Annotated in this window: 17 protein-coding genes and 2 pseudogenes; 10 read left to right on the top strand and 9 right to left on the bottom strand. The window is 62.0% G+C overall.

Features of this window, described 5'->3' with window-relative positions:
* Positions 1-56: 56 nt before the first annotated feature.
* Together ACQZ2L_RS18140 and ACQZ2L_RS18135 are read right to left on the bottom strand one after the other, a co-directional pair.
* Positions 57-4,499, bottom strand: coding sequence for an NEL-type E3 ubiquitin ligase domain-containing protein (locus ACQZ2L_RS18140; RefSeq protein ID WP_430327230.1), 4,443 nt, complete (start codon positions 4,497-4,499; stop codon positions 57-59).
* Between the two features lie 85 nt (positions 4,500-4,584).
* A complete protein-coding gene (locus ACQZ2L_RS18135) occupies positions 4,585-5,448 on the bottom strand; it encodes a LysR substrate-binding domain-containing protein (protein WP_430327229.1) in 864 nt (287 codons plus the stop codon).
* Between the two features lie 112 nt (positions 5,449-5,560).
* On the opposite strand from ACQZ2L_RS18135, the gene ACQZ2L_RS18130 reads away from it, so the two are divergent.
* Together ACQZ2L_RS18130 and phnX are read left to right on the top strand one after the other, a co-directional pair.
* Positions 5,561-6,691 (top strand): 2-aminoethylphosphonate--pyruvate transaminase, encoded by a 1,131-nt coding sequence (locus ACQZ2L_RS18130; RefSeq protein WP_430327228.1) that lies wholly within the window; start codon positions 5,561-5,563, stop codon positions 6,689-6,691.
* A gap of 1 nt (position 6,692) precedes the next feature.
* A complete protein-coding gene (gene phnX, locus ACQZ2L_RS18125; RefSeq protein ID WP_430327227.1) occupies positions 6,693-7,520 on the top strand; it encodes a phosphonoacetaldehyde hydrolase in 828 nt (275 codons plus the stop codon).
* Positions 7,521-7,742: 222 nt separating this feature from the next.
* On the opposite strand, the gene ACQZ2L_RS18120 is transcribed toward phnX, so the two are convergent.
* A complete protein-coding gene (locus tag ACQZ2L_RS18120; RefSeq protein ID WP_101318278.1) occupies positions 7,743-8,303 on the bottom strand; it encodes an NADPH-dependent FMN reductase in 561 nt (186 codons plus the stop codon).
* A gap of 157 nt (positions 8,304-8,460) precedes the next feature.
* On the opposite strand from ACQZ2L_RS18120, the gene ACQZ2L_RS18115 reads away from it, so the two are divergent.
* The gene (locus ACQZ2L_RS18115; protein ID WP_314875567.1) at positions 8,461-8,679 is read left to right on the top strand and encodes a hypothetical protein; all 219 of its coding nucleotides are present in this window, start codon (positions 8,461-8,463) and stop codon (positions 8,677-8,679) included.
* Positions 8,680-8,730: 51 nt separating this feature from the next.
* Here ACQZ2L_RS18115 and dnaQ read toward each other — a convergent pair whose 3' ends face one another.
* The 3 genes from dnaQ to ACQZ2L_RS18100 are packed head-to-tail and all read right to left on the bottom strand — an operon-like array spanning position 8,731 to position 10,785.
* Positions 8,731-9,474, bottom strand: a complete 744-nt coding sequence (dnaQ, locus tag ACQZ2L_RS18110; RefSeq protein WP_430327226.1) for a DNA polymerase III subunit epsilon — start codon at positions 9,472-9,474, stop codon at positions 8,731-8,733.
* 58 nt (positions 9,475-9,532) lie between these two features.
* The gene (gene rnhA, locus ACQZ2L_RS18105) at positions 9,533-9,985 is read right to left on the bottom strand and encodes a ribonuclease HI (RefSeq protein WP_430327225.1); all 453 of its coding nucleotides are present in this window, start codon (positions 9,983-9,985) and stop codon (positions 9,533-9,535) included.
* Between the two features lie 23 nt (positions 9,986-10,008).
* Positions 10,009-10,785, bottom strand: a complete 777-nt coding sequence (locus ACQZ2L_RS18100; RefSeq protein WP_101318228.1) for a class I SAM-dependent methyltransferase — start codon at positions 10,783-10,785, stop codon at positions 10,009-10,011.
* An 84-nt stretch (positions 10,786-10,869) separates the two neighbouring features.
* Between ACQZ2L_RS18100 and gloB the strand changes: the two genes are divergently transcribed.
* From gloB to ACQZ2L_RS18065, 7 genes are all read left to right on the top strand, one after another.
* A complete protein-coding gene (gloB, locus tag ACQZ2L_RS18095) occupies positions 10,870-11,649 on the top strand; it encodes a hydroxyacylglutathione hydrolase (protein ID WP_430327224.1) in 780 nt (259 codons plus the stop codon).
* A 101-nt stretch (positions 11,650-11,750) separates the two neighbouring features.
* Entirely contained in the window at positions 11,751-13,181 is a 1,431-nt protein-coding gene (locus ACQZ2L_RS18090) for a transglycosylase SLT domain-containing protein (protein WP_430327223.1), read from the top strand.
* Positions 13,182-13,303: 122 nt separating this feature from the next.
* The gene (locus ACQZ2L_RS18085) at positions 13,304-15,133 is read left to right on the top strand and encodes an extracellular solute-binding protein (RefSeq protein WP_430327222.1); all 1,830 of its coding nucleotides are present in this window, start codon (positions 13,304-13,306) and stop codon (positions 15,131-15,133) included.
* Positions 15,130-16,977, top strand: coding sequence for an extracellular solute-binding protein (locus ACQZ2L_RS18080; protein WP_430327221.1), 1,848 nt, complete (start codon positions 15,130-15,132; stop codon positions 16,975-16,977). Before ACQZ2L_RS18085 ends, ACQZ2L_RS18080 begins: the two co-directional genes overlap by 4 nt.
* A 1-nt stretch (position 16,978) precedes the next feature.
* On the top strand, positions 16,979-18,052 hold the full coding sequence (locus ACQZ2L_RS18075) for a microcin C ABC transporter permease YejB (RefSeq protein ID WP_430327220.1): 1,074 nt from the start codon (positions 16,979-16,981) through the stop codon (positions 18,050-18,052).
* A gap of 3 nt (positions 18,053-18,055) precedes the next feature.
* Positions 18,056-19,075, top strand: coding sequence for an ABC transporter permease (locus tag ACQZ2L_RS18070; protein WP_430327219.1), 1,020 nt, complete (start codon positions 18,056-18,058; stop codon positions 19,073-19,075).
* A gap of 1 nt (position 19,076) precedes the next feature.
* Positions 19,077-20,687 carry an ABC transporter ATP-binding protein gene (locus ACQZ2L_RS18065; protein WP_430327218.1) on the top strand — a complete coding sequence of 537 codons (1,611 nt, stop codon included), beginning with the start codon at positions 19,077-19,079 and terminating at the stop codon, positions 20,685-20,687.
* Positions 20,688-20,715: 28 nt separating this feature from the next.
* On the opposite strand, the pseudogene ACQZ2L_RS18060 reads toward ACQZ2L_RS18065, so the two are convergent.
* The 3 genes and pseudogenes from ACQZ2L_RS18060 to ACQZ2L_RS18050 form a co-directional block, all read right to left on the bottom strand.
* A pseudogene (locus tag ACQZ2L_RS18060) lies at positions 20,716-21,168 on the bottom strand (methyl-accepting chemotaxis protein); the annotation flags it as partial.
* A gap of 99 nt (positions 21,169-21,267) precedes the next feature.
* A pseudogene (locus tag ACQZ2L_RS18055) lies at positions 21,268-21,954 on the bottom strand (PAS domain-containing protein); the annotation flags it as partial.
* 180 nt (positions 21,955-22,134) lie between these two features.
* Positions 22,135-23,919, bottom strand: a complete 1,785-nt coding sequence (locus tag ACQZ2L_RS18050) for a putative bifunctional diguanylate cyclase/phosphodiesterase (RefSeq protein ID WP_430327217.1) — start codon at positions 23,917-23,919, stop codon at positions 22,135-22,137.
* Positions 23,920-24,073: the final 154 nt, after the last annotated feature.

Raw genomic sequence — 24,073 nt, 5'->3', positions numbered from 1 at the left:
CCGGCCATCTTAGGCCGGCAGCAGAAAAAAACCACCCTGATCACGCGGGCACGGTATCAGCCTGGCGAGCTGCTGGCTTCCCTGGCCAAGGCTGCACGGGTCAGCTCAAGGGCCTGGGCGGTGACAGCCACCTCACGATCGTTCGCCAGTTGGTTGACCTGAGCCAGGTACTGGCCATCCTCCAACCCCTCACGCTGGGCATCAAGGGTTTCCATGCGCGCCCAGAAAGGCGCCTCGACTGTCTCGAACGCAGCCGCGTGTTCGCGGTGCAGATACTGTAACCAGAAATCCCGCTGACTGATGTACTGCGCCAGCGCCTCTCCGGCTTCAGCCTCGCGGACTACTGCTTCGGCGAGAACCAGATCCTGCTGGCTTACGCCGCCGATGGTGCCGAACTGCATGGTCCGCGGTTGCCCCGGCAGGTTCAACGTAGCAGCGAGGCCTACCCGATAGGCGAGGCTCACCTCCACCTCGTCGACGCCACGCTCCTGCGCACTGCGCCGGAGCATGTCGTCGCGGGCGTAGGCCTCGACCTGATCAAGTCGGAACAAACGCCGGGCCAGGCCGAGCAGCCCCGCCTCGCTTGCAGCCTCCTCGCCGCTGGCGGCGGCGGCCAGCACTCGCACTTCCAACACGCTGAAGCATGAGATGACACTGTCGACGCAGGTCCGCGGCTGGCTGGCAAGGGTAAACACCTCCTCGCGCAGCGCCGTGTTCTGCTCGATTGCATCGAATATGCTCCACACTCGCGCTTCCAGATCTGTGCGAGCAAGGCGAAAGTCACTGGTTTGCACCAGATCCTGAAGCAAGCGGAAGAAATCTGCGCTGCCCGCCTCTTCAGCCAGCCGGTCCCACTGCGCGGTGCGGGTAGCCATGGCCTCGCCATCAAGCAGTTCCAGCCAGCGTAGTCGGTATGAGCCCTCGCTACCGGTGCTGGCCTCACTGTCGGATGTTCTCGCCGCGTTCATCCAGCGCTCGCTGTATTCCTCGGGCAAGGTATTCCCTGACAGTGCCAGTCGGCGGCGCCAGTGCGCCCGGTTGTCGCGCAGCTGCGCAGGCAGCGTGGTGATCAGGTTGTCACGCAGGTCGACGTAATCGAGCGAAATACCCAGGGTCAGATGCTGCGGCACCTGTGCCAGCTGCGTACTGCGCAGACCCAGCTGTCGCAGCCGCGGCAAGCGGTCCAGGGCCAGGTTGAAAGCGCCAAGCGGATTGTCGCTCAGGTCCAGCACGCGCAACTGGGTCAGCCCGGAAAGCACCGTATCGCTCGCCGAGGTGAGCTGCAGGGCGTTGCGCGAGAGAATCAGTTCCTGCAGGTGCGGCAGATGAGACAAGCCGTGCGGCAGGGTATTCAGGCTGTTGTTGTCCAGATTCAGATGCAGCAGATTGCCGAACGCGCGCAGGAAGCCCTCTGGCACAGCGCTAAGCTGCATATTCGACACACTGATTTCGGTGACATGCTCAAAACCGCCATGGCCGGTGAGATCCGGCAGATCACCTGCGGCATGGGCTGACAAGATCAGCACCATGCCGGGGGTGCCATTCAGTTGCCGCCGCCCGGCTGCGCCCTGCAGCCGCCACGAGCGGCGAATTTCGTCCGCGACCGCGCGCCGTAGCGGCCGGCGCACTACGTCGCCACCCTCCGCCGTCCAATGCTCAAGCGTGAAGTCCAGCCGCTGGTAGTTCTGCTCTTCAGCCAGCAGCAGGCTAAATGGCGATTGCGGCTGCTCATGCAATATCTGCAGGTACAGCTCCAGGTCCTCTGCATTGAAACCGGGAAACAGGCTGCGCACACGATCTTGCAACGTCCGCTCGGCATGATGATTGCCGCCGCCACGACCACTGAGCAGATAACCAAAACGGCCATCGGGCAGCCGCGTCGGTGCTCGAAACGTAGGCTTTGGTGGCGTTATTGCCAACAGTTCGAGGAGCTCGCCGCGGGTTTTGGGCAGGCGCTGCTGCAGGTCGGCGCGCAGCGTAGCCAGCGCTGCGCCGTCCGTCCAGCCAAGGCGTGACCGGTCTGCCTCGGGCAGGAAGTGCCACATGGTTTCAAGCAGCCCGCCTGGCCCGGAGACGCCCGAGAAGAGTTGTTTGGCGCCCTCGTAGACGTCCAGCTGACCGGCGTTCCAGACCATGACCTTAGGCGGATAGCGCACGTCCAGAGGATGCAACCGGGCGATCAGCCGTCCATCGGCGGTAGCCTCACGGACCTCGAAGTTGATCTGCTGCGGCCAGACGGGTTCACGGCGCATCAAGGCGAAGACCAGCGTTGGTAGCTCGGCGTGATAGGCGTTATCGAGAAACAGGCCCTGGAGCAATCGGCAAAGACGCGCTTCATGGGCCGCTAGGCGCGCCTGCTCGGCCAGTGCCAGGGCCAACGTCCCCTTCTGCGCCAAGCGCTGCCGTTGAGGGGCGGTTGCTCGGGCCATGACATCCGCCGCGTAGCGATCCGGCAGCGCGGGAAAATCCCGCTGGATCACGCTGGAGTGCTCGGGCAGGTTTGCCACTGTGCTCAGATGGCCCATCAGTTTTTCGCGCAGTGTCGGTGCATGGTCCAGAATGGCCTGAGCACTCAGCTCCGGCGCACGGCGATCAGCTGGGAGCTGTTCGATGCAGAATTTGAGCAGCTCGCCATCGACAATGTCTGGGCCCTGCTGCACTTCGAGGAAGAATGCATTGATCCGCGTATCTGCCGAGAAGCGCTCCAGCGTGTCGGCCAGGCCCACCGGCAGCCCACGTTGCTCGGCGACCAGCCGGCGCAGCACTGGCTCGCCAACATCGGCCACCTTCAACACGTGTTGAATACGCGCTGCATCGAACGATGCGGACAATGGCCACAAATGGCCAAGCAACGCTGCGTCGCCGTACCATTCCTGCGGGCGCTGCCAGGCCAGCCGCCAACCGTGGTCGCCATTCCACTGCAACATCGGGGCGAACCCAGCCTTGCCATCCGTGCGCTTCAACTGCCACTGCCGAGTGTGCAACTGCACGACTTCGTGCAACCGCCCTTGGTGCAGCCAGTAGTGCCGGTCGCCATGCACATAGAGACCAGTGCTCGCCCGGTGCAATTGGCTGGGCACGTCTCGAGCGCGGTAGGGCGTCAGGTCATACGACCAGAGTTTGCCGACGTCCGGCTGCGAGGCAACCGGCATCAGCTCATCGACAAACGCGCTGCGTTCGAAGCCCCGGGCAACCGCAGCCCCGCCGGCTGCGGCCAAGGTATTGACTGCAACCACTTCGGCGACGCCGAGCATGTGCTCCAGCGCTTCATGCTGGTGACCGCGCTGCCAGTCACCAACGCCTTCGTAAACCTCTTTGATTACCTCGACAACCATCTCTGCCGTCAGCAATTGCCCCAGTACGGGGACGAACAAGCCCGCCATCTGCAGCAGGTTCATGCCTACCGATTCGAGCGTCTGCAACCGTTGCCATTTGCTCTGATCATCGACATCCGCGACCGGCACCAGCAGGTAACGCGCATCGGAGCGCATGCGTTGCAGTTGCATGCGGGCCAGCTCGTCGAACAGATCGCTTGCCGCAACGCGGCCGCTGACCTCGAGATCAGGGACGGGATCTCGCAGACGTTTGCCCAAGGTCGTATGCACGGTGATGCGATCCTTGAGCGCTATCAGCGCAAGCAACTTGGCCTGCTCGTGGGTATCGCGAAGGAGGCTCAACAGGTGAGCAGACAGTGCTGCCCAGCTGTCGAAGCATTGCAGCGGTCGGTGCGGCAGGTACAGCGCGATCAGAGCGTGCGCCAGCGCGGTGCCCTCGGCATCGACCGTCACCTCCAGCGCCAGGCCGCCCTGCAGCGCACAACCGAGCATATGCAGATGCTTGACGGTGACTCTGGAGCCAATCGACTGCACCGGTGACAGCAGCGCCAGCTCGGCATCACTCAGCTTGCTCTGGAGATGGGCGAGATTGATGCTGAGCTCAAGGCGCTGGCGTTTTTCAAGTTTGAGGGCCTCACCGAACGCGGCATCCAACACCGTATCGAGGTGGGCCTGATAGCGCTGGCCGGCATCCTCTTTGCGACACATCTGAACGAACTTCGAAGTCTCGATCAACAAATGCTTGGTCGTCAGAAACGCGTCATGGCCGCCAGCGATGAGGCCTGTCTTGGCATCGTATAACATCCCTTCTGGAAAGTTCTGCAGCACGTGATGGAGCGCTGGCTCGATGGTGTAGTGGTTGACGAACGACTCACCGCCCAACAGGCTGTACTTGTCCCAGTGCTGGCGCCATAAGGCGTTGACCAGATCGAATTCGAGTTTCAGTTGCGCTTTTACCGCCTGGTTGAGCAGCATGCGCGCATATTCGTGAGGCGCCTTGAGCTGCTGCAACGCTTTGTGCAAGGTAGCCTCGGTAGTACGGTACGCCGCAAACCGAGCCTGCAATGCACCGATCTGCTCGACTGAAGCGGCATGCAGCCAGGCTGGCAAGTTGTCGCTGATGAAGGCATCGGTGGCATTGCTGTACATAACGGGGTTGGCCATGCTGGGTTCCTCGAGGGGTCAGCCGGCAGCATCGCCCTCCAGTCGCCCACGATGCAGCGGGAACTGCCCTCCCCGATGTGCTGCTCTACAGCACAGGCGCAAGCGCCATGAACGCCTGGATCAGGCGCAGCTCGCGCCGGCGCTCGAGGCAGCCAAGCATATGCTGATTAAGCAGCCCCTCAGCTGCCATCGGCCGTGCCACCACGCGCGGATCGTGGGCCACCTCCATCGACGATACGATGCCAATTCCAAGTTCCGCTGCCACGGCTTCGGTCACGGCTTCGCGGCTGTCCAGCTCCAGCAACACCCTTGGCTGTACTCCTGCCCGCAGGCAGGCCTGGTCAAATGTGCGCCGGGTGATCGAGCTCGGCTCGCGCAGCACCATGATCTGCTTGTCCAACGCCTCAAGCGCCAACGCTTCAGGCGCTCTGGCCCAAGGGTGAGCTACCGGCAGCAGCGCGCAAAGCTGCGACTGGCCCAAGCTGCGCAGGTATAGCCCCTTACGCGGCTCGACTTCAGTCAGAACGGCCACATCGGCGTGTTCACTCAGCAGCGCCGCGAGGGTTTCCTGAGCATTGCCCAGCCGCAGGTTGACGGTGATACCAGGGTAACGTGCGCGCAGCTGCGCGAGCATCGGCATGACCCGGTGCGGCCCGTCGGCAGCGACCTCGAGGCGCCCGGTAAGCAACTGGCGGTTGGCCTCGAGCATGGCCTGCGCCTCCTCGGCCAGGCCAAACATGGCGCGGGTGATGGCTGCCAGCCGTGTGCCCTCCTCGGTCAGCTCCACCCGTCGGGCGGTACGCCGCAGCAGGGTGATCTGATAGTGCTCCTCCAGCGCTTTGACGTGCCCGGTCACCGCCGGCTGGCTGATGAACAGGCGCGCTGCAGCGCGGGTGAAGCTGCCTTCACGGGCAACGGCGTCAAACGCACGTAACTGGAACAGGTTCATAGCTATCGGCCTGACTTATGGCTGGCATAACGACAAACAATTTGATTGATAGCACGCCCAATTGCAACCTTGACCTCGCAGTCTCAGCCCACCGCTTGCGAGGATTCACGCAATGAGCAATGCCCCGATTCTGCTGACCCCCGGCCCCCTCACTACCTCTCTGCGTACCCGCCAGGCGATGCTGGTGGACTGGGGTTCCTGGGACCGAGACTTCAATCAGCTGACCGCCAGCGTCTGCGAGCAGCTACTGGCCATCCTCGATGCCAGCGCCAGCCATCACTGCGTACCGTTGCAAGGCAGCGGCACCTTTGCCGTGGAAGCTGCCATCGGCACGCTGGTGCCGCGCGACGGCAAGGTGCTGGTGCTGATCAACGGCGCCTACGGCCAGCGCCTGGCCAAGATCTGCAAGGTACTCGGTCGACGTTACAGCACCTTCGAAACCGCCGAGGACCAACCCACCACCGCCGACGATGTCGAGCGCATGCTGGCAGCGGATGCCGAGCTGACCCATGTGGCACTGATCCACTGTGAGACCAGCACCGGCATCCTCAATCCGCTCAAGGCCATCGCCGATGTAGTGCACAGCCATGGCAAGCGCCTGATCATCGATGCCATGAGCTCATTCGGCGCATTGCCGATCGACGCTCGCGAAGTGCCGTTCGAGGCGCTGATCGCAGCTTCCGGCAAATGCCTTGAGGGCGTCCCCGGGATGGGCTTCGTCTTCGCTGAAAAAACCGCCTTGGCAGCCGCTGAGGGTAACTCCCAATCGCTGGCCATGGACCTGTTCGACCAGCATGCCTATATGGCCAAGACCGGCCAGTGGCGCTTCACTCCGCCTACCCACGTGATCGCCGCCCTGCACGAGGCGCTCAAGCAATACACCGAAGAAGGCGGCCTGCAGGCCAGACACCAGCGTTATGCCAACAACTGCCGGACGCTGCTCGACGGTATGGCAGCGATCGGCCTACGCAGCTTCCTCCCGGCTGCTATTCAGGCGCCGATCATCGTCACCTTCCACGCCCCGGATGATCCACGCTACCGGTTCCAGGACTTCTATGAACGGGTCAAGGCCAAAGGCTTCATCCTCTACCCGGGCAAGTTGACCCAGGTCGAAACCTTCCGCGTTGGCTGCATCGGTGCCGTCGGTGCGCAGGGCATGCAGGCCGCAGTCGATGCCGTAGCTCAGGTGCTGCGGGAAATGCAGGTGCACACCGGTACTCAACTCTTGAGCGAGGCTCTGTGACATGAACTACACCAACCCAACCCGCCTGCAAGCCGCCATCCTTGACTGGGCGGGTACCGTGGTCGACTTCGGCTCGTTTGCGCCCACGCAGATCTTTGTCGAAGCGTTCGCCGAGTTCGACGTCGAAGTGTCCATAGAAGAAGCCCGCGGGCCGATGGGCATGGGCAAGTGGGACCATATCCGTACCTTGTGCGATCAGCCGGCAATTGCCGAGCGCTACCGCAAGGTGTTTGGCCGCACGCCAAGCGATGACGATGTGACTGCCATCTATGAACGCTTCATGCCCCTGCAGATCGACAAGATCGCCGTGCACTCGGCACTGATACCCGGGGCTTTGCAAACGCTGACCGGGCTGCGTGCAGATGGCCTGAAGATTGGCTCGTGCTCGGGCTACCCCAAAGTCGTCATGGACAAGGTAGTCGAGCTGGCCAAGCGCAACGGCTACGTTGCCGACCATGTGGTGGCGACCGACGAAACCCCCAATGGCCGCCCTTGGCCTGCACAGGCGCTGGCCAATGTGATCGCCTTGGCTATCGATGACGTCGGCGCCTGCGTCAAGGTCGATGACACCGTACCGGGGATTCTCGAAGGCCGCCGCGCCGGCATGTGGACGGTGGCGCTGGTGTGTTCGGGCAACGCCTTGGGGCTGACCTGGGAGGAGTATCTCGCCCTCGATGCAGACACACTGGAGCGTGAGCGGCAGCGCATTCATGCGCTGTTCGAAAGCTCTCGACCGCATTACCTGGTCGACACCATCAATGATCTGCCTGAAGTGGTTGCCGACATCAACCGACGCCTGGCCAACGGCGAAATGCCGCAAGGGGCGTAATGCAAGCCAGGCGTCACAAGTCGGCGCTGCAATCCTGAGGAGCCAGCTGTCTTTCATCATCTACGATGAGCGGGCATCTTGCTGACCTAATCACATTAGGGCCGCTTTGCGCCCCTTCGCGGGTGAACCCGCTCCCACAGGATTTAGCTGCGCCGCCGACTTGTGGGAGCGGGTTCACCCGCGAAGGGCCGCAGAGCGGCCCCAACAGGGCTGCCGGCAGGTTCACACCGCGCGGTTGAGCTTCACCCACGCCGCAAACTTGTCGATGAATGCCTGCAGGAACGGCCGGGTTTTGTCATTGAGCTTGCCAGCGTCATCGAACAGGGTCGCCGCCCCGCCGATATACGCCTCAGGCATCTGCATGCACGGCATGTCCAGGAACACCAGGCACTGGCGTACGGCGTGGTTGGCGCCAAAACCACCAACTGCACCAGGCGAAACGCTCACCACTGCCGTAGGCTTGCCGCCCCAGGCACTTTGCCCATAAGGCCGCGACCCCACATCAATGGCGTTTTTCAGGCAACCGGGCAGCGAGCGGTTGTACTCCGGGGTGACGAACAGCACCGCATCACTACGCTTGATCTCGTCACGAAAACGCTGCCACGGTTGCGGCGCACCGGCACTCTCGACATCTTCGTTGTACAGCGGCAAGTCACCGATCTCGATGATCTTCAAGCTGAGGCTGGAGGAAGCCAGCTCACCCAGGGCCTTGGCCACCTTGCGATTATAGGAATCCTTGCGCAAGCTGCCGACTACGACTGCTACCGAATACACCTGGCTCATGGCGTTTTACAACCTCTGCTGGTTGATGGAGTTAATAGTTATAGATGACCGTTTTTCGCCGCCGAGGTTTTTTTCCCGTTGCAAGAAAACTTCCCGGCAGTTTCACTGGTCTATGACTGCAGACATTTCTCCAATTTTTCAGAGGTTTCCCCCCAAAATGGCAGCAGTACTGGTCGGCCAATTTCACGCCCGTGACGCCGAAGGCCGAATCTACCCCGTGCACGAATTCCAGGAATCGACCTTTCAGGCCGACGGCAGCGCCCATGGTGAACCGATCACCAGCTATCGACTGGCCATCGGCGATCGCGTCCGGCACCTGGGTGAAGATCGCTTCGAGCTGACCCAGAGTGGCGTCGAGATCATTCGTATTCCCTGAATGCGCTTTACGGCAACCAGCAGGCCACGGAAGGCCCGCACGCAGGCCTGATCAGGCTTCGCTCAAGCTCTGCCACAATGCGGGGCCGCCAGCAGATTTGGCCACCGCTGCCAGACGCTGAGCATGCGCCTCCAGCTCCTCCGCAGAAGCCATCAACACAGGCTGCGGCTGACGCCCGACGATCCGGCGAATCTCACTGCCGGTACTGTCCCCGCCCTCTTCTCCATCAGCACCATGCCCCGCCAGCGACAGGCTGGTCTGGCCACCGGTCATGGCCAGGTAGACATCCGCCAGCAATTCCGAGTCGAGCAACGCGCCGTGCAGCTCACGCCCGGAGTTGTCGATGCCGTAGCGCTTGCACAACGCATCGAGGCTGTTGCGTTGGCCTGGGTGGCGCGAGCGCGCCAGCATCAGGGTATCGAGGATGCCGCAGTGTTTGGAGATATCGGCGCGATCATGCTGGCCAAGCAGGGCGAACTCGTTGTTGATGAAGCCAACGTCGAACGCCGCGTTGTGGATGACCAGCTGCGCGCCATGAATGAAGTCGAAAAACTCGTCAGCCACTTCAGCGAAGCGCGGCTTGCCGATCAGGAATGCGTCGGTGATGCCGTGGACGCCAATCGCGCCCTCGTCACTCTCGCGGTCAGGCTGCAGATAAACATGAAAGTGCCGCCCGGTCAGACGCCGACCCAGCACTTCGACGCAACCGATTTCGATGATCCGATGACCCTCGCCAACCGGCATGCCGGTAGTTTCGGTATCGAGGACGACGTATCGGGTGTTCTGCTGCTCCACGGGCGGTGGCTCCAACTGCTACGAGAAAAAAGAGCCGGGAGTATACCCCAGCGTCAGATTACTTGTGACGCGCGCGAACTTCGTCGACGCCGCGGTTGGCCAACTGGTCGGCGCGTTCGTTGCCATGATGGCCGATATGCCCGCGTACCCATTTCCAGGTGACCTTGTGCCGGTTGACCTGCTCATCGAGCTCGCGCCACAGGTCGGCGTTTTTCACTGGTTCCTTGGCGGCAGTCTTCCAGCCGCGCTTCTTCCAGTTGGCCATCCACTCGTTGATGCCTTTCATCACATATTGCGAGTCGGTGGTCAGCACCACCTCGCACTCACGCTTGAGCGCCTTGAGGCCCTGGATGGCCGCCATCAGCTCCATGCGGTTGTTGGTGGTTTCCAGCTCGCCACCCCAGAGCTCTTTTTCGACGCCCTTGTACACCATCAGCACGCCCCAGCCGCCAGGGCCCGGATTGCCCTTGCAGGCGCCGTCGGTAAACATCTCGATGCTTTCTTCGCTCATGTACTGCCTTAATTCGCTGTAGTTTAACGACCTGGATGATGGTCGCGGTTGGCCGGGTCGCGATTGACCTTGGCCAGGGGCAGCGGCAGCAGTTTGCCCATCGGCTCGCGCCGGGCCGGTTGCAGTGGCCGCAGGCCAACCACCATCTTGCGCGCTATCAGCAGGTAGACGCCGCCACCTGACATCTGCCAGCCGCCGGCTACCCGCTCCCAGCCGGTCAGGCGCTGCTGCCAGGCCGGTGAAGCAAGCGGCGGACGATAACAGCCGAAGCGGCGTTTCTCCAGCGCGAAGCCAAGCAGGTTGAGCCAGTCGCCGACCCGCGACGGCGGGATGCAGCGGGCCTTGCGCAAGGCGCCTTTGCTGAACAGGTGGCGCATGCCCCAACTGCTCCACGGGTTGATACCGACGATCAGCAGATGGCCACCCGGACGCACCGCACTGGCGGCTTGGCGCAGCAGGCCGTGAGGCGACAGGCTGAAGTCCAGCCCGTGCTGCAGCACCACGACGTCCGCAGCATGTTCGGCGAGCGGCCAGGCCTGTTCTTCGCAGACGATTTCAACCCCGGGCAACGGCGCACCGAGGCGCACATTGCGATGCACCTGCTTGGCATGCGGCGGTGCTTCCGCACCTGGCCCGTAATGCACCAGATAGCCACCAAAAAACCGCGCGAGTTCAGTTTCAAGCAACTTTTCCTCTTCGCGCAGCATCAACTGCCCAACAGGGCCTTGAAACCATTCGCGGGCCAGGCTGATCAGCTCGACCCATTCAGGGTCGGCCTGGGCAAAGGCTTGGTCGGTCATTGCGTCTTCCCTCCAAGGTTCTCCCGCCGCGCCATCGCGGCTAAGATGCCCTTATGTCCCACGGCAGATGATTCGGATCCGCACATGATACAGATCGATGCACTACCCGCTTTCTCTGATAACTACATCTGGTTGTTACAGGATACTGCCAAACGCCACTGTGCGGTGGTCGATCCTGGTGACGCCCAACCGGTGTTGGACTGGCTCGAGGCCAACCCGGGCTGGGAGCTGAAGGATATCCTCATCACCCACCATCACCACGATCATGTCGGCGGCGTAGTCGAGCTCAAGCGGGCCACCGGAGCGCGGGTCAGCGGCCCGGCCCGTGAGCAGATTCCAGGCCGTGACCTGGCGCTCGAAGACAACGCCCAGGTCATTGCGCTGGGGCTGACCTTCGAGGTGCTGGCGATGCCCGGGCACACCCTGGGCCACATCGCCTTTTATACCGCACAGACGCCGACACCCGTGCTGTTCAGTGGCGACACGCTGTTTGCCGGCGGTTGCGGCCGTTTGTTCGAGGGCACGCCTGCGCAGATGCACAACTCGCTCGAGCGTCTCGCCGCCCTGCCTGGTGCAACCGAGGTCTACTGCGCCCATGAATACACCCTGAGCAACCTGCGTTTTGCCAAGGCCGTAGAGCCAGGCAATCCCGACGTCCTCGCGCGCTTTGACGAGGTGACCAGGCTACGCGCAGCCGGCCGTATAACGCTGCCTTCCAGTATTGGCCTGGAACGCCTTACCAACCCTTTTTTGCGTACCGCAGAAACATCCGTTAAACAAAAAGCAGACGAATGGAAGGGACATTCAAACGAAGGCCAAGCTGCTGTTTTTGCTGCCTTGAGGTCTTGGAAAGACGGCTTCTGATAACCTCAAGATATATCGTAATTGAGGGGCAAAGGTTGACCCGGGCAGAAGCGGTTCCTAGAATCGCCCAACTTTTTTCACCCGGATACCTGCCCCAGCCGATGCCTTCCAGTAGCCGCAGAACCTCGCAATCCGTCGCTTTGACGCGCCTCGCACAGATCAGTGCGCTGGCCCTGGCCGCCACTTTGGTGGGCTGCCAGAGCACCCGTCAGGTAGATGAATCCGAAAGCGTTCGCGCGCACAACTATCAGGCACGGATCAAGCACAAGCCAGCTCCGTTGATCATGGTCAAGCCCAAGCAGCAAGCGCCCCAGGATGTCTGGGAACGCATGCGCCAGGGCTTCGCGCTGCAGGACACCATCGACGTCAACCCGCGCATCGAGCAACAGCGCCTGTGGTTCGCCAGCAACCCGCGCTTCGTTGAAACCGCCGGCGAGCGCGGCAGCCTGTACCTGCATTACATTGTCGAGCGCCTCGAAGAACGCGACATGCCACTGGAGTTGGCCCTGCTGCCGGCGATCGAGAGCGCCTACAACCCGATGGCGTATTCCCGGGCCCACGCGGCCGGCATGTGGCAGTTCATCCCCTCGACCGGGCGCCACTTCAACCTGCGTCAGACCAACTTCTACGATGGCCGCCGCGACGTCACGGCATCGACCAACGCTGCACTGGATTACCTGAGCCGTCTGCACGACATGTTCAACGGCGACTGGCTGCTGGCCCTGGCGGCCTACAACGCCGGCGAAGGCACCGTCAGCCGCGCCATCGAACGCAACGAAAAGCTCGGCCTGCCGACCGATTACTGGAACCTGCCGCTGCCCCAGGAAACCCGCGACTACGTGCCCAAGCTGCTGGCCCTGTCGCAAGTGGTGTCGACGCCTGAATCGTATGGCGTCAACCTCAACCCAATCGCCAACGAACCGTACTTTGCCGCCGTCGCCATCAACGACCGCCTCGACCTGTCGCGGGTCGCAGCCTTTGCCGATATCGACGAAGACGAGCTGATCCAGCTCAACCCGGCATTCAAGAAGCGCATGACGGTCGACGGCCCGCAACAGCTGCTGGTGCCGACCGCCAAGGCGCAGTTGCTCTCGGCCAGCCTGTCCAACCTGAACCCCGAACAGCTGCTCAGCCTGCAACCACGCAAGGCCGTGTTCGAAGCCGCTGTCGCCGAAGCCAGCGCGCCGGCCGCGCGCAGCTACCGGGTCAAGCGCGGTGACAACCTGGGCAGCATCGCCAAGGCCAACCGGGTTTCGGTCAAGGATATCCAGCGCTGGAACAAGATCCCCGGCAATCGCCTGAAGGCCGGCCAGGTCCTGGCCATGCGCGGTGGCAACGCGCCGTCTGCAGCCGCCAACCGGGTCGCCTCGGCCAAGCAACGCTCGACTCAGTACAAGGTCCGCAAGGGCGATTCACTGTACCTGGTGGCCAAGCGTTTCAACGTCGAAATGCAGCACTTGAAGCGCTGGAATCCGCGCAGTGGGCATGCCCTCAAACCAGGCCAGACCCTGACCGTCTACCTCGGCCATTGAGCCTCGCGGGGCTGTCAGCCAGCCCCGCTTGCCGCCCCCTCTCGCATCACTCTTTTTCCAATCCCGCCAAGCTGTTACTGTAGCCCGACCAAAGCCCAACGCCCTCTGGATCGGATGCCGATTTGATACGTCCCCTCCTGCTGTCCTTCAGCCTGGCCTTGAGCTTCCCCGCCGCCGCCACCGTCAGCGAAAGCCACGGTTACGCGCAGTTCGGCACGCTCAAATACCCAGCCACATTCACCCACTTCGATTGGGTCAACCCGCAAGCGCCCAAGGGCGGAACCTTGCGGGCCATGGCATTTGGCACGTTCGACACGCTCAACCCCTACACCTTCAAAGGGTCGAGCCCGGTCACCACGCCAAACTTTCTGCAATACGGCGTCAGCGAGCTGAACGAGACGCTGATGGTCGGTACAGGCATGTACGATCCGTCTGGCGATGAGCCAACCTCAAGCTACGGCCTGATTGCGCGGTCGGTCGAGTACAGCGAGGACCGCAGCTGGGTGGTGTTCAACCTGCGTCCCGAGGCACGCTTTCACGACGGCAAGCCGATTACCTCGGCGGACGTGGCGTTCTCCTATCGCACCCTGCTCAAGGACGGCCACCCGCTGTACCGCACCAACCTGCAGGAAGTACAGCGGGTCGACATTCTTGGGCCACTGCGCATCCGCTTCGTGTTCAAGCGTGCCGGCAACCCGTTGTTGATCCTGCGTCTGGGTGAGATGCCAGTACTGCCCAAGCATTACTGGCAGAAGCGCGACTTCAAGGCGACCACCTTCGAGCCGCCGCTGGGCAGCGGGCCCTATCGGATCACCGAAGTGCAGCCGGGGCGGCGCCTGGTATTCAAACGGGTCAAGGATTATTGGGGCAAGGACCTGGCGGTCAATCGCGGCAAGTACAACTACAACCGCGTCGAATATGAGTTCTACCGCGACGCCACGGTCGCCTTTGAAGCGTTCAAGGCCGGCGAGTTCGACATCTACATCGAACATCAGGCGAAGAACTGGGCCAACAGCTACAACTTCCCTGCAGTGCGCCGTGGCGAGGTGATCAAGGCGCAGATCCCGCACCGCATCCCGACCCAGACCCAGGGGCTGTTCATGAACAGCCGCCGCGCCACGTTCAGCGACCCGCAGGTACGCCAGGCGCTGGGCCTGATGCTGGATTTCGAGTGGACCAACCGCGCCCTGTTCAGCAGCGCCTACCGGCGCTCGACCAGTTATTACCCAAACAGCGAGTTTGCTGCCAGCGGCCTGCCGACCGGCAAGGAGTGGCTGCTGCTGGCGCCGTTCCGCGACGAACTGCCGGCCAAGCTGTACACAGAGCCCTACCAGGTCAGCCATACCGACGGCAGCGGCGTCAGCCGCCAGACCTTGCGCGAGGCTCTGACCCTGCTGGGCAAAGCCGGCTGGAAGCTGGACGGCCAGCGCCTGGTGGACGCCAAGGGCAAGCAGTTCCGCATGGAGCTGTTGCTGGTAAACCCGAACCTCGAACGGATCCTGCAACCTTATGTCGAAAATCTGGCGAGTATCGGCATCGATGCGCGCTTGCGCACGGTAGACCGCGCCCAGTACAAACAACGGCTGGACCAGTTTGATTTCGACATGATCCTGATGACCCTGAACCAGACCCTCAGCCCTGGCCTCGAACAGTGGCTGTACTTCCATTCCAGCCAGGCTTCGACCAAGGGCAGCAAGAACTATGCGGGGGTCAAGGACCCGGTGGTCGACCACCTGCTCGACACCCTGCTCGCTGCCCGCACCCGCGACGACCAGGTTGCCGCCGCGCGTGCGCTGGACCGGGTGCTGTCGTGGCATTACTACATGATCCCCAACTGGTATCTGGACAATCATCGCCTGGCCTACCGCAACCGGTTCGCCTTCGTCACCACGCCGCCCTACACCCTGGGCCTGAACAGCTGGTGGCTCAAGACTTCGGAGAAAGCCAAATGATGCCGCACCGCCTGCGCCAACTGGCCGGCAGCCTGCTGCTAGCCTGCCTGAGCCTTCCCGTGCTGGCTGCCCCGCAGCACGCCTTGACCCTGTATGACGAGCCGCCCAAGTATCCGGCCGACTTCAAACACTTCGACTACGTCAACCCGGACGCGCCCAAAGGCGGCACCTTTCGCCAGTCCGGCTTTGGCGGCTTCGACAGCCTCAACCCGTTCATCAACAAAGGGGTTGCCGCGGAAAACGTCGGCAGCATCTACGACACACTCATGCGCCAGAGCCTGGACGAGCCGTTTACCGAGTACGGCCTGGTTGCCGGCAAGATCGAGAAGGCCCCGGACAACAGCTGGGTGCGCTTCTACCTGCGCCCGCAAGCACGTTTCCATGACGGCCACCCCATGCGTGCCGATGACGTGGTCTGGACCTTCAACACCCTGATCAGCCAAGGCGCTCCGCTGTACAAGGTGTACTACGGTGACGTTGCCGAGGTCATTGCCGAAGATCCGCTGAAGGTACTGTTCAAGTTCAAGCACAAGAACAACCGTGAGCTGCCGCTGATCCTCGGCCAGCTGCCAGTCCTGCCAAAGCACTGGTACGAAAACCGCGAATTCAACCGCGGCAACCTGGAAATCCCCTTGGGCAGCGGTCCCTACCGGGTTGCCGAGGTCAAGGCCGGTCGTTCGGTGCGTTTCGAGCGGGTCAAGGACTATTGGGCCAAGGACCTGCCGATCAACCGTGGCATGTTCAATTTCGACGTCATGACCTTTGATTATTATCGCGACAGCACCGTCGCCCTTGAGGCGCTCAAGGCCGGCCAGTTCGACTACAACCTGGAGGTGGCGGCAAAGAACTGGGCAAACGCCTACAACGTGCCCGCCGTACGCGAAGGTCGCCTGATCAAAGAAGAGCTGCCCAACGGCAACCCGACCGGCATGCAGGGCTTTGTCTTCAACCTGCGCAAGCCAATGTTCCAGGACGTGCGCGTGCGCAAGGCGCTGAGCCTGCTGCTCGACTACGAGTGGACCAACAAGCAGCTGTTCAACGGCGCCTATACCCGCACCAGCAGCTACTTCGAAAACTCCGACATGGCGGCCAAGCAGCCGGCCACGCCGGATGAACTGAAGATCCTCGAACCGCTGCGCGGCCAGATCCCCGAGCAGGCCTTTACCGAGGTGTTCAAGAACCCGGTCAGCGACGGCACCGGCATGATCCGCGAGCAGCAACGCCAGGCCTACAAGCTGCTGCAGGAAGCGGGCTGGAAAATCGTCGACGACAAGATGGTCGATGCTCAGGGCAAGCCGGTGGTGATCGAGTTTCTGCTCGCACAGACGGAGTTTGAACGCGTGCTGTTGCCGTTCAAACGCAACCTGGCAGACCTCGGCATCGAACTGACCCTGCGCCGGGTCGAGGTACCGCAGTACATCAACCGCCTGCGATCGCGTGACTTCGACATGATCGTCAGCGGCTTCCCCCAGTCCAACTCGCCAGGTAACGAACAGCGCGAGTTCTGGACCTCGGGCGCCGCCGACAACCCAGGCAGCCGCAACTTCATCGGCCTGCGCGACCCGGCCATCGACCAACTGGTCGAGCAACTGATCAACGCCGACTCCCGTCAGAGCCTGATCAACCACGCCCGCGCCCTCGACCGCGTGTTGCAGTGGGGCTACTACGTGATCCCCAACTGGCACATCAAGACCTGGCGGGTGGCCTACTGGAACCATATCGGCCACCCCAAGGTCTCGCCCAAGTACGACGTCGGCATCGACACCTGGTGGATCAAGCCTGATGTGAAACCGGCCGTGACCACGCAGCCTGCGCCAGATACCACGCCGAGCGAGGCCAACTGACATGCTCGCCTATATTCTGCGGCGCCTGCTGCTGATCATCCCGACCTTGTTCGGCATCCTGGTGATCAATTTCATCATCGTCCAGGCCGCACCCGGTGGCCCGGTCGAGCAGATGATCGCCAAACTCGAAGGCTTTGACGGCGCGACCAGCCGCATCGCCGGCGGCGGCGCCGAAGTCTCGGTGGCCGGCTCCAACTATCGCGGCGCACAGGGCCTGGACCCGGCCCTGATCGCTGAAATCGAACACATGTACGGCTTCGACAAGTCCGCCCCGGAGCGCTTGTGGATCATGGTCAAGAACTACGCCCAGCTCGACTTTGGCGACAGCTTCTTCCGTGATGCCAAGGTCATCGACCTGATTGCCGAGAAGATGCCGGTGTCGATCTCGCTCGGGCTGTGGAGCACGCTGATCATGTACCTGGTGTCGATCCCGCTGGGGATCGCCAAGGCGGTGCGCCATGGCAGCCACTTCGACGTCTGGACCAGTTCGGCGATCGTGGTCGGCTATGCCATCCCGGCGTTTCTGTTCGCCATTCTGCTGATCGTCCTGTTCGCCGGCGGCAGTTACTTCGACTGGTTCCCGCTACGCGGACTGACCTCGAACAACTTCGACGAGCTGTCCACCACCGGCAAGATCCTCGATTACTTCTGGCATCTGGTGCTGCCGATTACCGCGCTGGTGATCGGCAACTTCGCCACCATGACCCTGCTGACCAAAAACAGCTTCCTCGACGAGATCAACAAGCAGTATGTGGTCACCGCCAAGGCCAAAGGCCTGAGCCGGCCGCGGGTGCTGTACGGGCATGTGTTCCGTAACGCCATGCTGCTGGTGATCGCCGGCTTCCCTTCGGCATTCATCGGCATCTTCTTCACAGGCTCCCTGCTGATCGAAGTGATCTTCTCCCTCGACGGCCTTGGCCTGATGAGTTTCGAAGCGGCGATCAACCGCGATTACCCGGTGGTCTTCGGCACCCTGTTCATCTTCACCCTGCTCGGGCTGGTGGTGAAACTGATCGGCGACCTGACCTACACCCTGGTCGATCCGCGCATCGACTTCGCCAGCCGGGAGAATTGACCAATGGCCCTGTCCCCGCTCAATCGACGGCGCTTCGAGCGCTTCAAGGCCAACCGCCGTGGCTGGTGGTCGCTGTGGCTGTTCCTGATCCTGTTTGGCCTGAGCCTTGGCGCCGAGCTGATCGCCAACGACAAACCGATTGCCGTGCGCTACGACGGCGAGTGGTACTTCCCGGCGTTCAAGCGCTACGCCGAGACCACCTTTGGTGGTGAGTTCCCGCTCGAAGCCAACTACAAGAGCCCGTACATCCGCGACCTACTGGAGAAGAAAGACAGCTTTGTGCTGTGGGCGCCAATCCCGTTCAGCTACCAGAGCATCAACTACGACTTGAAGGTGCCGGCGCCCGCGCCGCCCTCGGCAGACAACTGGCTGGGCACCGATGACCAGGGCCGCGATGTCATGGCGCGGGTGATCTACGGTTTCCGCGTTTCGGTATTGTTTGCCCTGACCCTGACCATCCTCAGCTCGATCATCGGCGTCATTGCCGGGGCTCTGCAGGGCTTTTATGGTGGCTGGGTCGACCTTGCCGGCCAGCGTTTCCTGGAAATCTGGTCAGGTTTGCCGGTGCTGTACCTGCTGATCATTCTCGCCAGCTTCGTCCAGCCCAATTTCTGGTGGCTGCTGGGGATCATGTTGCTGTTCTCATGGATGAGCCTGGTCGACGTGGTCCGTGCCGAGTTCCTCCGTGGGCGTAACCTCGAATATGTGCGCGCTGCCCGCGCGCTGGGCATGCGCAACGGCGCGATCATGTACCGGCACATTCTGCCCAACGCAATGATCTCGACCATGACCTTCATGCCGTTCATCCTCACCGGCGCCATCGGTACCCTGACCGCGCTGGACTTCCTTGGCTTTGGCCTGCCCGCTGGCTCACCGTCGTTGGGCGAGCTGGTCGCCCAGGGCAAATCCAACCTGCAGGCGCCATGGCTGGGCATCAGTGCCTTCGCCGTGCTGGCCGTGATGCTCAGCCTGTTGGTGTTTATCGGCGAATCCGCCCGCGACGCCTTCGACCCGAGGAAATGACATGAGCGAACCTAACCTGATCGAAGTCCGTGATCTTGCGGTCGAGTTCCTCAGCGGTGACCAGGTCAACCGCGTGGTCGATGGCATCAGTTTCGACATCCGCAAGGGCGAGACCCTGGCCCTGGTCGGCGAGAGCGGCTCGGGCAAGTCGGTCACTGCCCACTCGATCCTGCGCCTGCTGCCCTACCCGCTTGCCCGCCACCCCAGTGGCAGCATCGAGTACGACGGCAAGGACATGCTCAAGCTTGGCGAAAAGCCGATGCAGCGAATCCGTGGCAACCGCATCGCAATGATCTTCCAGGAACCGATGACCTCGCTCAACCCGCTGCACTGCATCGAGAAGCAGATCAACGAGATCCTTCTCCTGCACAAGGGTTTGACCGGCAAGCAGGCGACGGCGCGCACCCTGGAGTTGCTCGACCTGGTCGGCATCCCCGAGCCGCACAAGCGCCTCAAGGCGCTGCCGCATGAGTTGTCCGGCGGCCAGCGCCAGCGGGTGATGATTGCCATGGCCCTGGCCAATGAGCCAGAACTGCTGATTGCCGACGAGCCGACCACCGCGCTCGACGTCACCGTGCAGTTGAAAATTCTCGACCTGCTCAAGGAGCTGCAGGCACGCCTGGGCATGGCCCTGTTGCTGATCAGCCATGACCTCAACCTGGTACGGCGCATCGCCCACCGCGTGTGCGTGATGCAGCAAGGCAAGATCGTCGAGCAGGCCGAATGCACGACGCTGTTCACCGCCCCACAGCACCCCTACACGCAGATGCTGATCAACGCCGAACCCAGCGGCCAGCCTGCGGCCAACCCGCTCGGCGCGCCGCTGCTGGAGGTGGACGACCTGCGCGTCTGGTTCCCGATCAAGAAAGGCCTGCTGCGGCGCACGGTAGACCACGTCAAGGCAGTCGACGGGATCAATTTCAGCCTGCCCCAAGGGCAGACCCTGGGCATCGTTGGCGAAAGCGGCTCGGGCAAATCGACCTTGGGCCTGGCGATCCTGCGGCTGATCTCGAGCCAGGGCGACATCCGTTTTCACGGGCAGAACCTGCAGGGCATGAACCAGCAGGAGGTACGGCCGCTGCGGCGGGAAATGCAGGTGGTGTTCCAGGACCCGTTCGGCAGCCTCAGCCCGCGCATGAGTGTTGCCGATATCGTCGGCGAAGGCCTGCGCATTCACCGCATCGGCACCGCCCAGGAGCAAGAGGCAGCAATCATTGCCGCACTGCAGGAGGTGGGGCTCGACCCGGCCACCCGCCACCGCTACCCCCATGAGTTCTCCGGTGGTCAGCGCCAGCGTATCGCCATCGCTCGCGCGCTGGTGCTCAAACCGGCGTTGATCCTGCTCGACGAGCCGACCTCGGCGCTCGACCGCACCGTGCAGCGCCAGGTGGTGGAGCTGTTGCGTTCGTTGCAGCTCAAATACAACCTGACCTACCTGTTCATCAGTCATGATCTGGCGGTGGTCAAGGCGCTGAGTCATCAGCTGATGGTGATCAAACACGGGCAGGTGGTGGAACAAGGTGACGCGCGGGAGATCTTCCATGCGCCGCAGCATCCCTACACCCGGCAGCTGCTGGAAGCGGCGTTTCTTGAGGTAGAGCCGGTCGCCTGATGGCGTGCCGGCGCTACCGGTCACACCTTCACGGGTGGGACTGCCCGGCAATCTGCGATGAGAATCGACCGACCGCTGTCACCACTTCCTGCGCACCCGACTGAATTTCAGTGATGACATGGCCGGCCTGGCTGGCCAGCGCCAGGCCGATTTCAGCCTGATGCGTGCTTTCACCCATGCTGATCACTGCGGCCTCCACAAGGGCGTTGTTTTTCTGCACCACTTCCACGATTTCCTGAGTAGCGGCACTGGTGCGTCCGGCCAGCTTCCTCACTTCATCGGCCACCACGGCAAAGCCTCGGCCCTGTTCGCCCGCGCGCGCTGCCTCAATAGCCGCGTTCAGCGCCAGCAGGTTGGTCTGCTGGGCAATGCCGCCGATGGTGGAAACAATCGATGTGATCAACTGCGACTGCTGCCCCAGCGCCTCGACCCCGGCAGAGGCCGTGCAGACCTGCGCGACGATACGGTTCATGGTCTCGACAGTATCCTTGACGGCCACCGCCCCCCTTTTCGCCGAGTCATCAGTTTTGCGCGAAACGTCATAGGCAACCCCGGCGGCCGAGCTGACCTCCTGCTCATGCCTGACCTGCTCCGTGATGTCGATGGCGAATTTGACGATCTTGTATAGCTGGCCACGGGTGTCGCGCACCGGGTTGTAGGATGCCTCCAGCCAGAGTTCGCGCCCTGACTTGTCAAAGCGCAGGAAGCGCTCGGCGACGAACTGCCCCTCGTTGAGGCTGCGCCACAACTGTTGATAGGCAGGCGAATTGACATAGTTGGGCTCACAGAAAATACGGTGATGCTTGCCCACGATCTCTGCCAGCGAATAGTTCACCGTTCTCAAGAAGTTGTCGTTGGCTGCAACGATAGTACCGTCCAGCTCAAACTCGATGACCGCGGTCGAGCGGTACAGCGCCTCGATGAATTCATCGTTCTCACGCGCTTTATCGATGCTCGCGGTGACCTCGGTGCCGTAGGCCGACATATGGGTAACTGCACCCGCTGCTGACTTGACCGGGCACCAGGCCGCTCTCATCCAGACCATCCGACCATCGGCGGCGAGGTAGCGATACTCGTCACTGACGCCGCTGCCATTGCTCATGGCCTGCTGAAAGTTTTTGAAACAGGGCAGCTCTTTCACATAGCTGGGCGCGATGGTCCCCAGCGACTGGCCCAGCAACTGCGACGGGTCACGTCCAACCAACCGGGCGAAGTTGCGGTTGACCGCCGTGATCAGCATGTTTCGATCAACCGTGATTTCCAGCATCTGGTCGCTTCTGGCGGCCTGCGCGCGCTGCAGTGCGTCGAGTTCGTCTTGCAGGCGCTGCAGCTGATTTTTTAGCTTGGAGTTGAACATGGTGTTCTCGATGGAGTGAGCAACGCGGTCGATGGGGCAAAAATGTCGACGGTCCTCACGGCACAGCCATGAGCAAAACCGTCGTCCTTGTCAGGTCATCGGCACGCAGCAGCCCTTCTGCAGCCAGATTTCAAGTTCCGAAGGTGGCATCGGCTTTGCGTAAAAATAGCCCTGGCCTTGCTCACAGCCCCAGCCACGCAACAAATGGTGGTGCAGGTCGGTTTCGATACCTTCGGCCACCACCGTCAGGCGCAGGTCGCGCAACAGGCTGACCAGCCCGCGAATGATGTGCCACTCGTTATTGCCCGGCTGCAGGTTGGCCAGCAGCGAGCGATCAAGCTTGACGCTGGTGGCCGGAATTCTGCGCAGGTACACCCAGTTGCTGTAACCGCTGCCGAAGTCGTCAATGCCTATCGCTACCCCCAGCCTGCGGAACCGCTCAAGCTGTTCGTGGACCTGGTCAAAGTCAGTGACCAGGGCGCTCTCGGTGAACTCAAGCTCGATGCGACGTGGGTCCACGCCGAACTCGCCGAGCGTACGGCTCAGGTACTCGAACAGGTGGCCATCGGCGAGATCCAGCGCGGAGATGTTCAGTGACACGGTCATGTCCAGCCCTTCTTCACGCCAACGTGACACTTGTTGGCAAACGTGCCAGATCACCCACAGCGTAATCCCGCGAATGGAGGCCGTGGTTTCAGCCAGCGGAATGAATTCCGCAGGGCTGATCTCACCCATGGTCGGATGCTTCCAGCGCAATAAAGCCTCTACTGCCACACAGCGCCTACTGGCCAAGTCAACCCTAGGCTGGTAGACCAAACGCAATTGATCGGCCGCAGCCAGTGCCGGCTCCAGTGCATGGAGCAAAGCGGTACTGCGCCGCTGGCTGGTGTCGACCAGCGGATCGTAGACCAGCCAACGCTGCTCGCTAAGACGTGCCGCATCGGTCATGCTCGCCATTAACCGCAGGGTATCCAGCGATGCATCGGTCTCCACTCCCGGCTCCAGCACGCTCATGCCGACATCGGCGAACACCGGCACGTTGCCGCTGTGCAACGGCCCCCTCAGCGCCGCAACGATAGCGTCAAGCCTGGCCGGCAATGAGGCCATGTCATTGCATTCGATGAGGGTCAGAAAGCCCAGCGTGCTCGGGCGGTACAGGCGCGACCCCGGCGGCAGGGCTGCCAGCAAGGCCTCTTTCACGGCCAGCATGAACCTTGCGAAAAACTCGATGCCCAGTGCCTTCACCAGGCGGTCCATGCCGGCTGCTGAAATAGGCTCGATGAACACTGCGACCTGGCCAACGACGCTGGCGCAGTTGGCGAAGTCGGCTTCGAACCTGCGCCGGTTGGGCAAGCCGGTCATACTGTCGTAGAAATGCTGCTCATGGATCGACTGCAACCGCGATACGACAATCTGCGCCGCGCTGCGCAACAGCGCCTGGTCGCGCTCGGACAACGACGGACGTGCCGCCTGGTCAATGATGCACAGCCGCCCCAGATTCAACCCTGCCCTGATCTTCAGTGGTGCGCCCGCGTAGTAGCGAATGTAAGGATCACCCTGCACCAGCGGGTTATCGACAGTGCGCGCATCGGCCAGGGCGTCACAGATTTCCAGTACCGTGTCCTGCTCGAGTTCAAGAGCGCAAAACGACATCTCTCTGGGCGTGCGCTCGGCAGCCATGCCTACCCGCGCCTTGAATACCTGATAGTCGCGGTCGATGATGCTGACCAACGCGGTGGGCACACCGAAATGGGCACAGAGCATCACCACGACACTGTTCAGGACCGGGTCCGAGCCGCTGACCAAGCTGGACGTCAGCCGATCGACCTCGGCCAGACGCAACCGCTCATCGTGCATAATTGTCGAATCGCCCACGGTAACTCCTGTAGCACTATCCAAAACACTTACCTATGAGGCACATTGCCAGCTTAGTCAGCCCCAGCGCGTTAGGACAATCAAACCTCGCACCGACTGATCGCAAAAAAAACTATTGGACGGCCAGGAGCAACTAGCCTATCAGTCCGGGAAA

Source organism: Pseudomonas shirazensis, from assembly GCF_050496565.1.
Taxonomy (GTDB): Bacteria; Pseudomonadota; Gammaproteobacteria; order Pseudomonadales; family Pseudomonadaceae; genus Aquipseudomonas; species Aquipseudomonas shirazensis_A.
The sequence above is the reverse complement of the archived record's forward strand: the minus strand, read 5'-3'. Positions and strand labels throughout refer to the sequence as shown.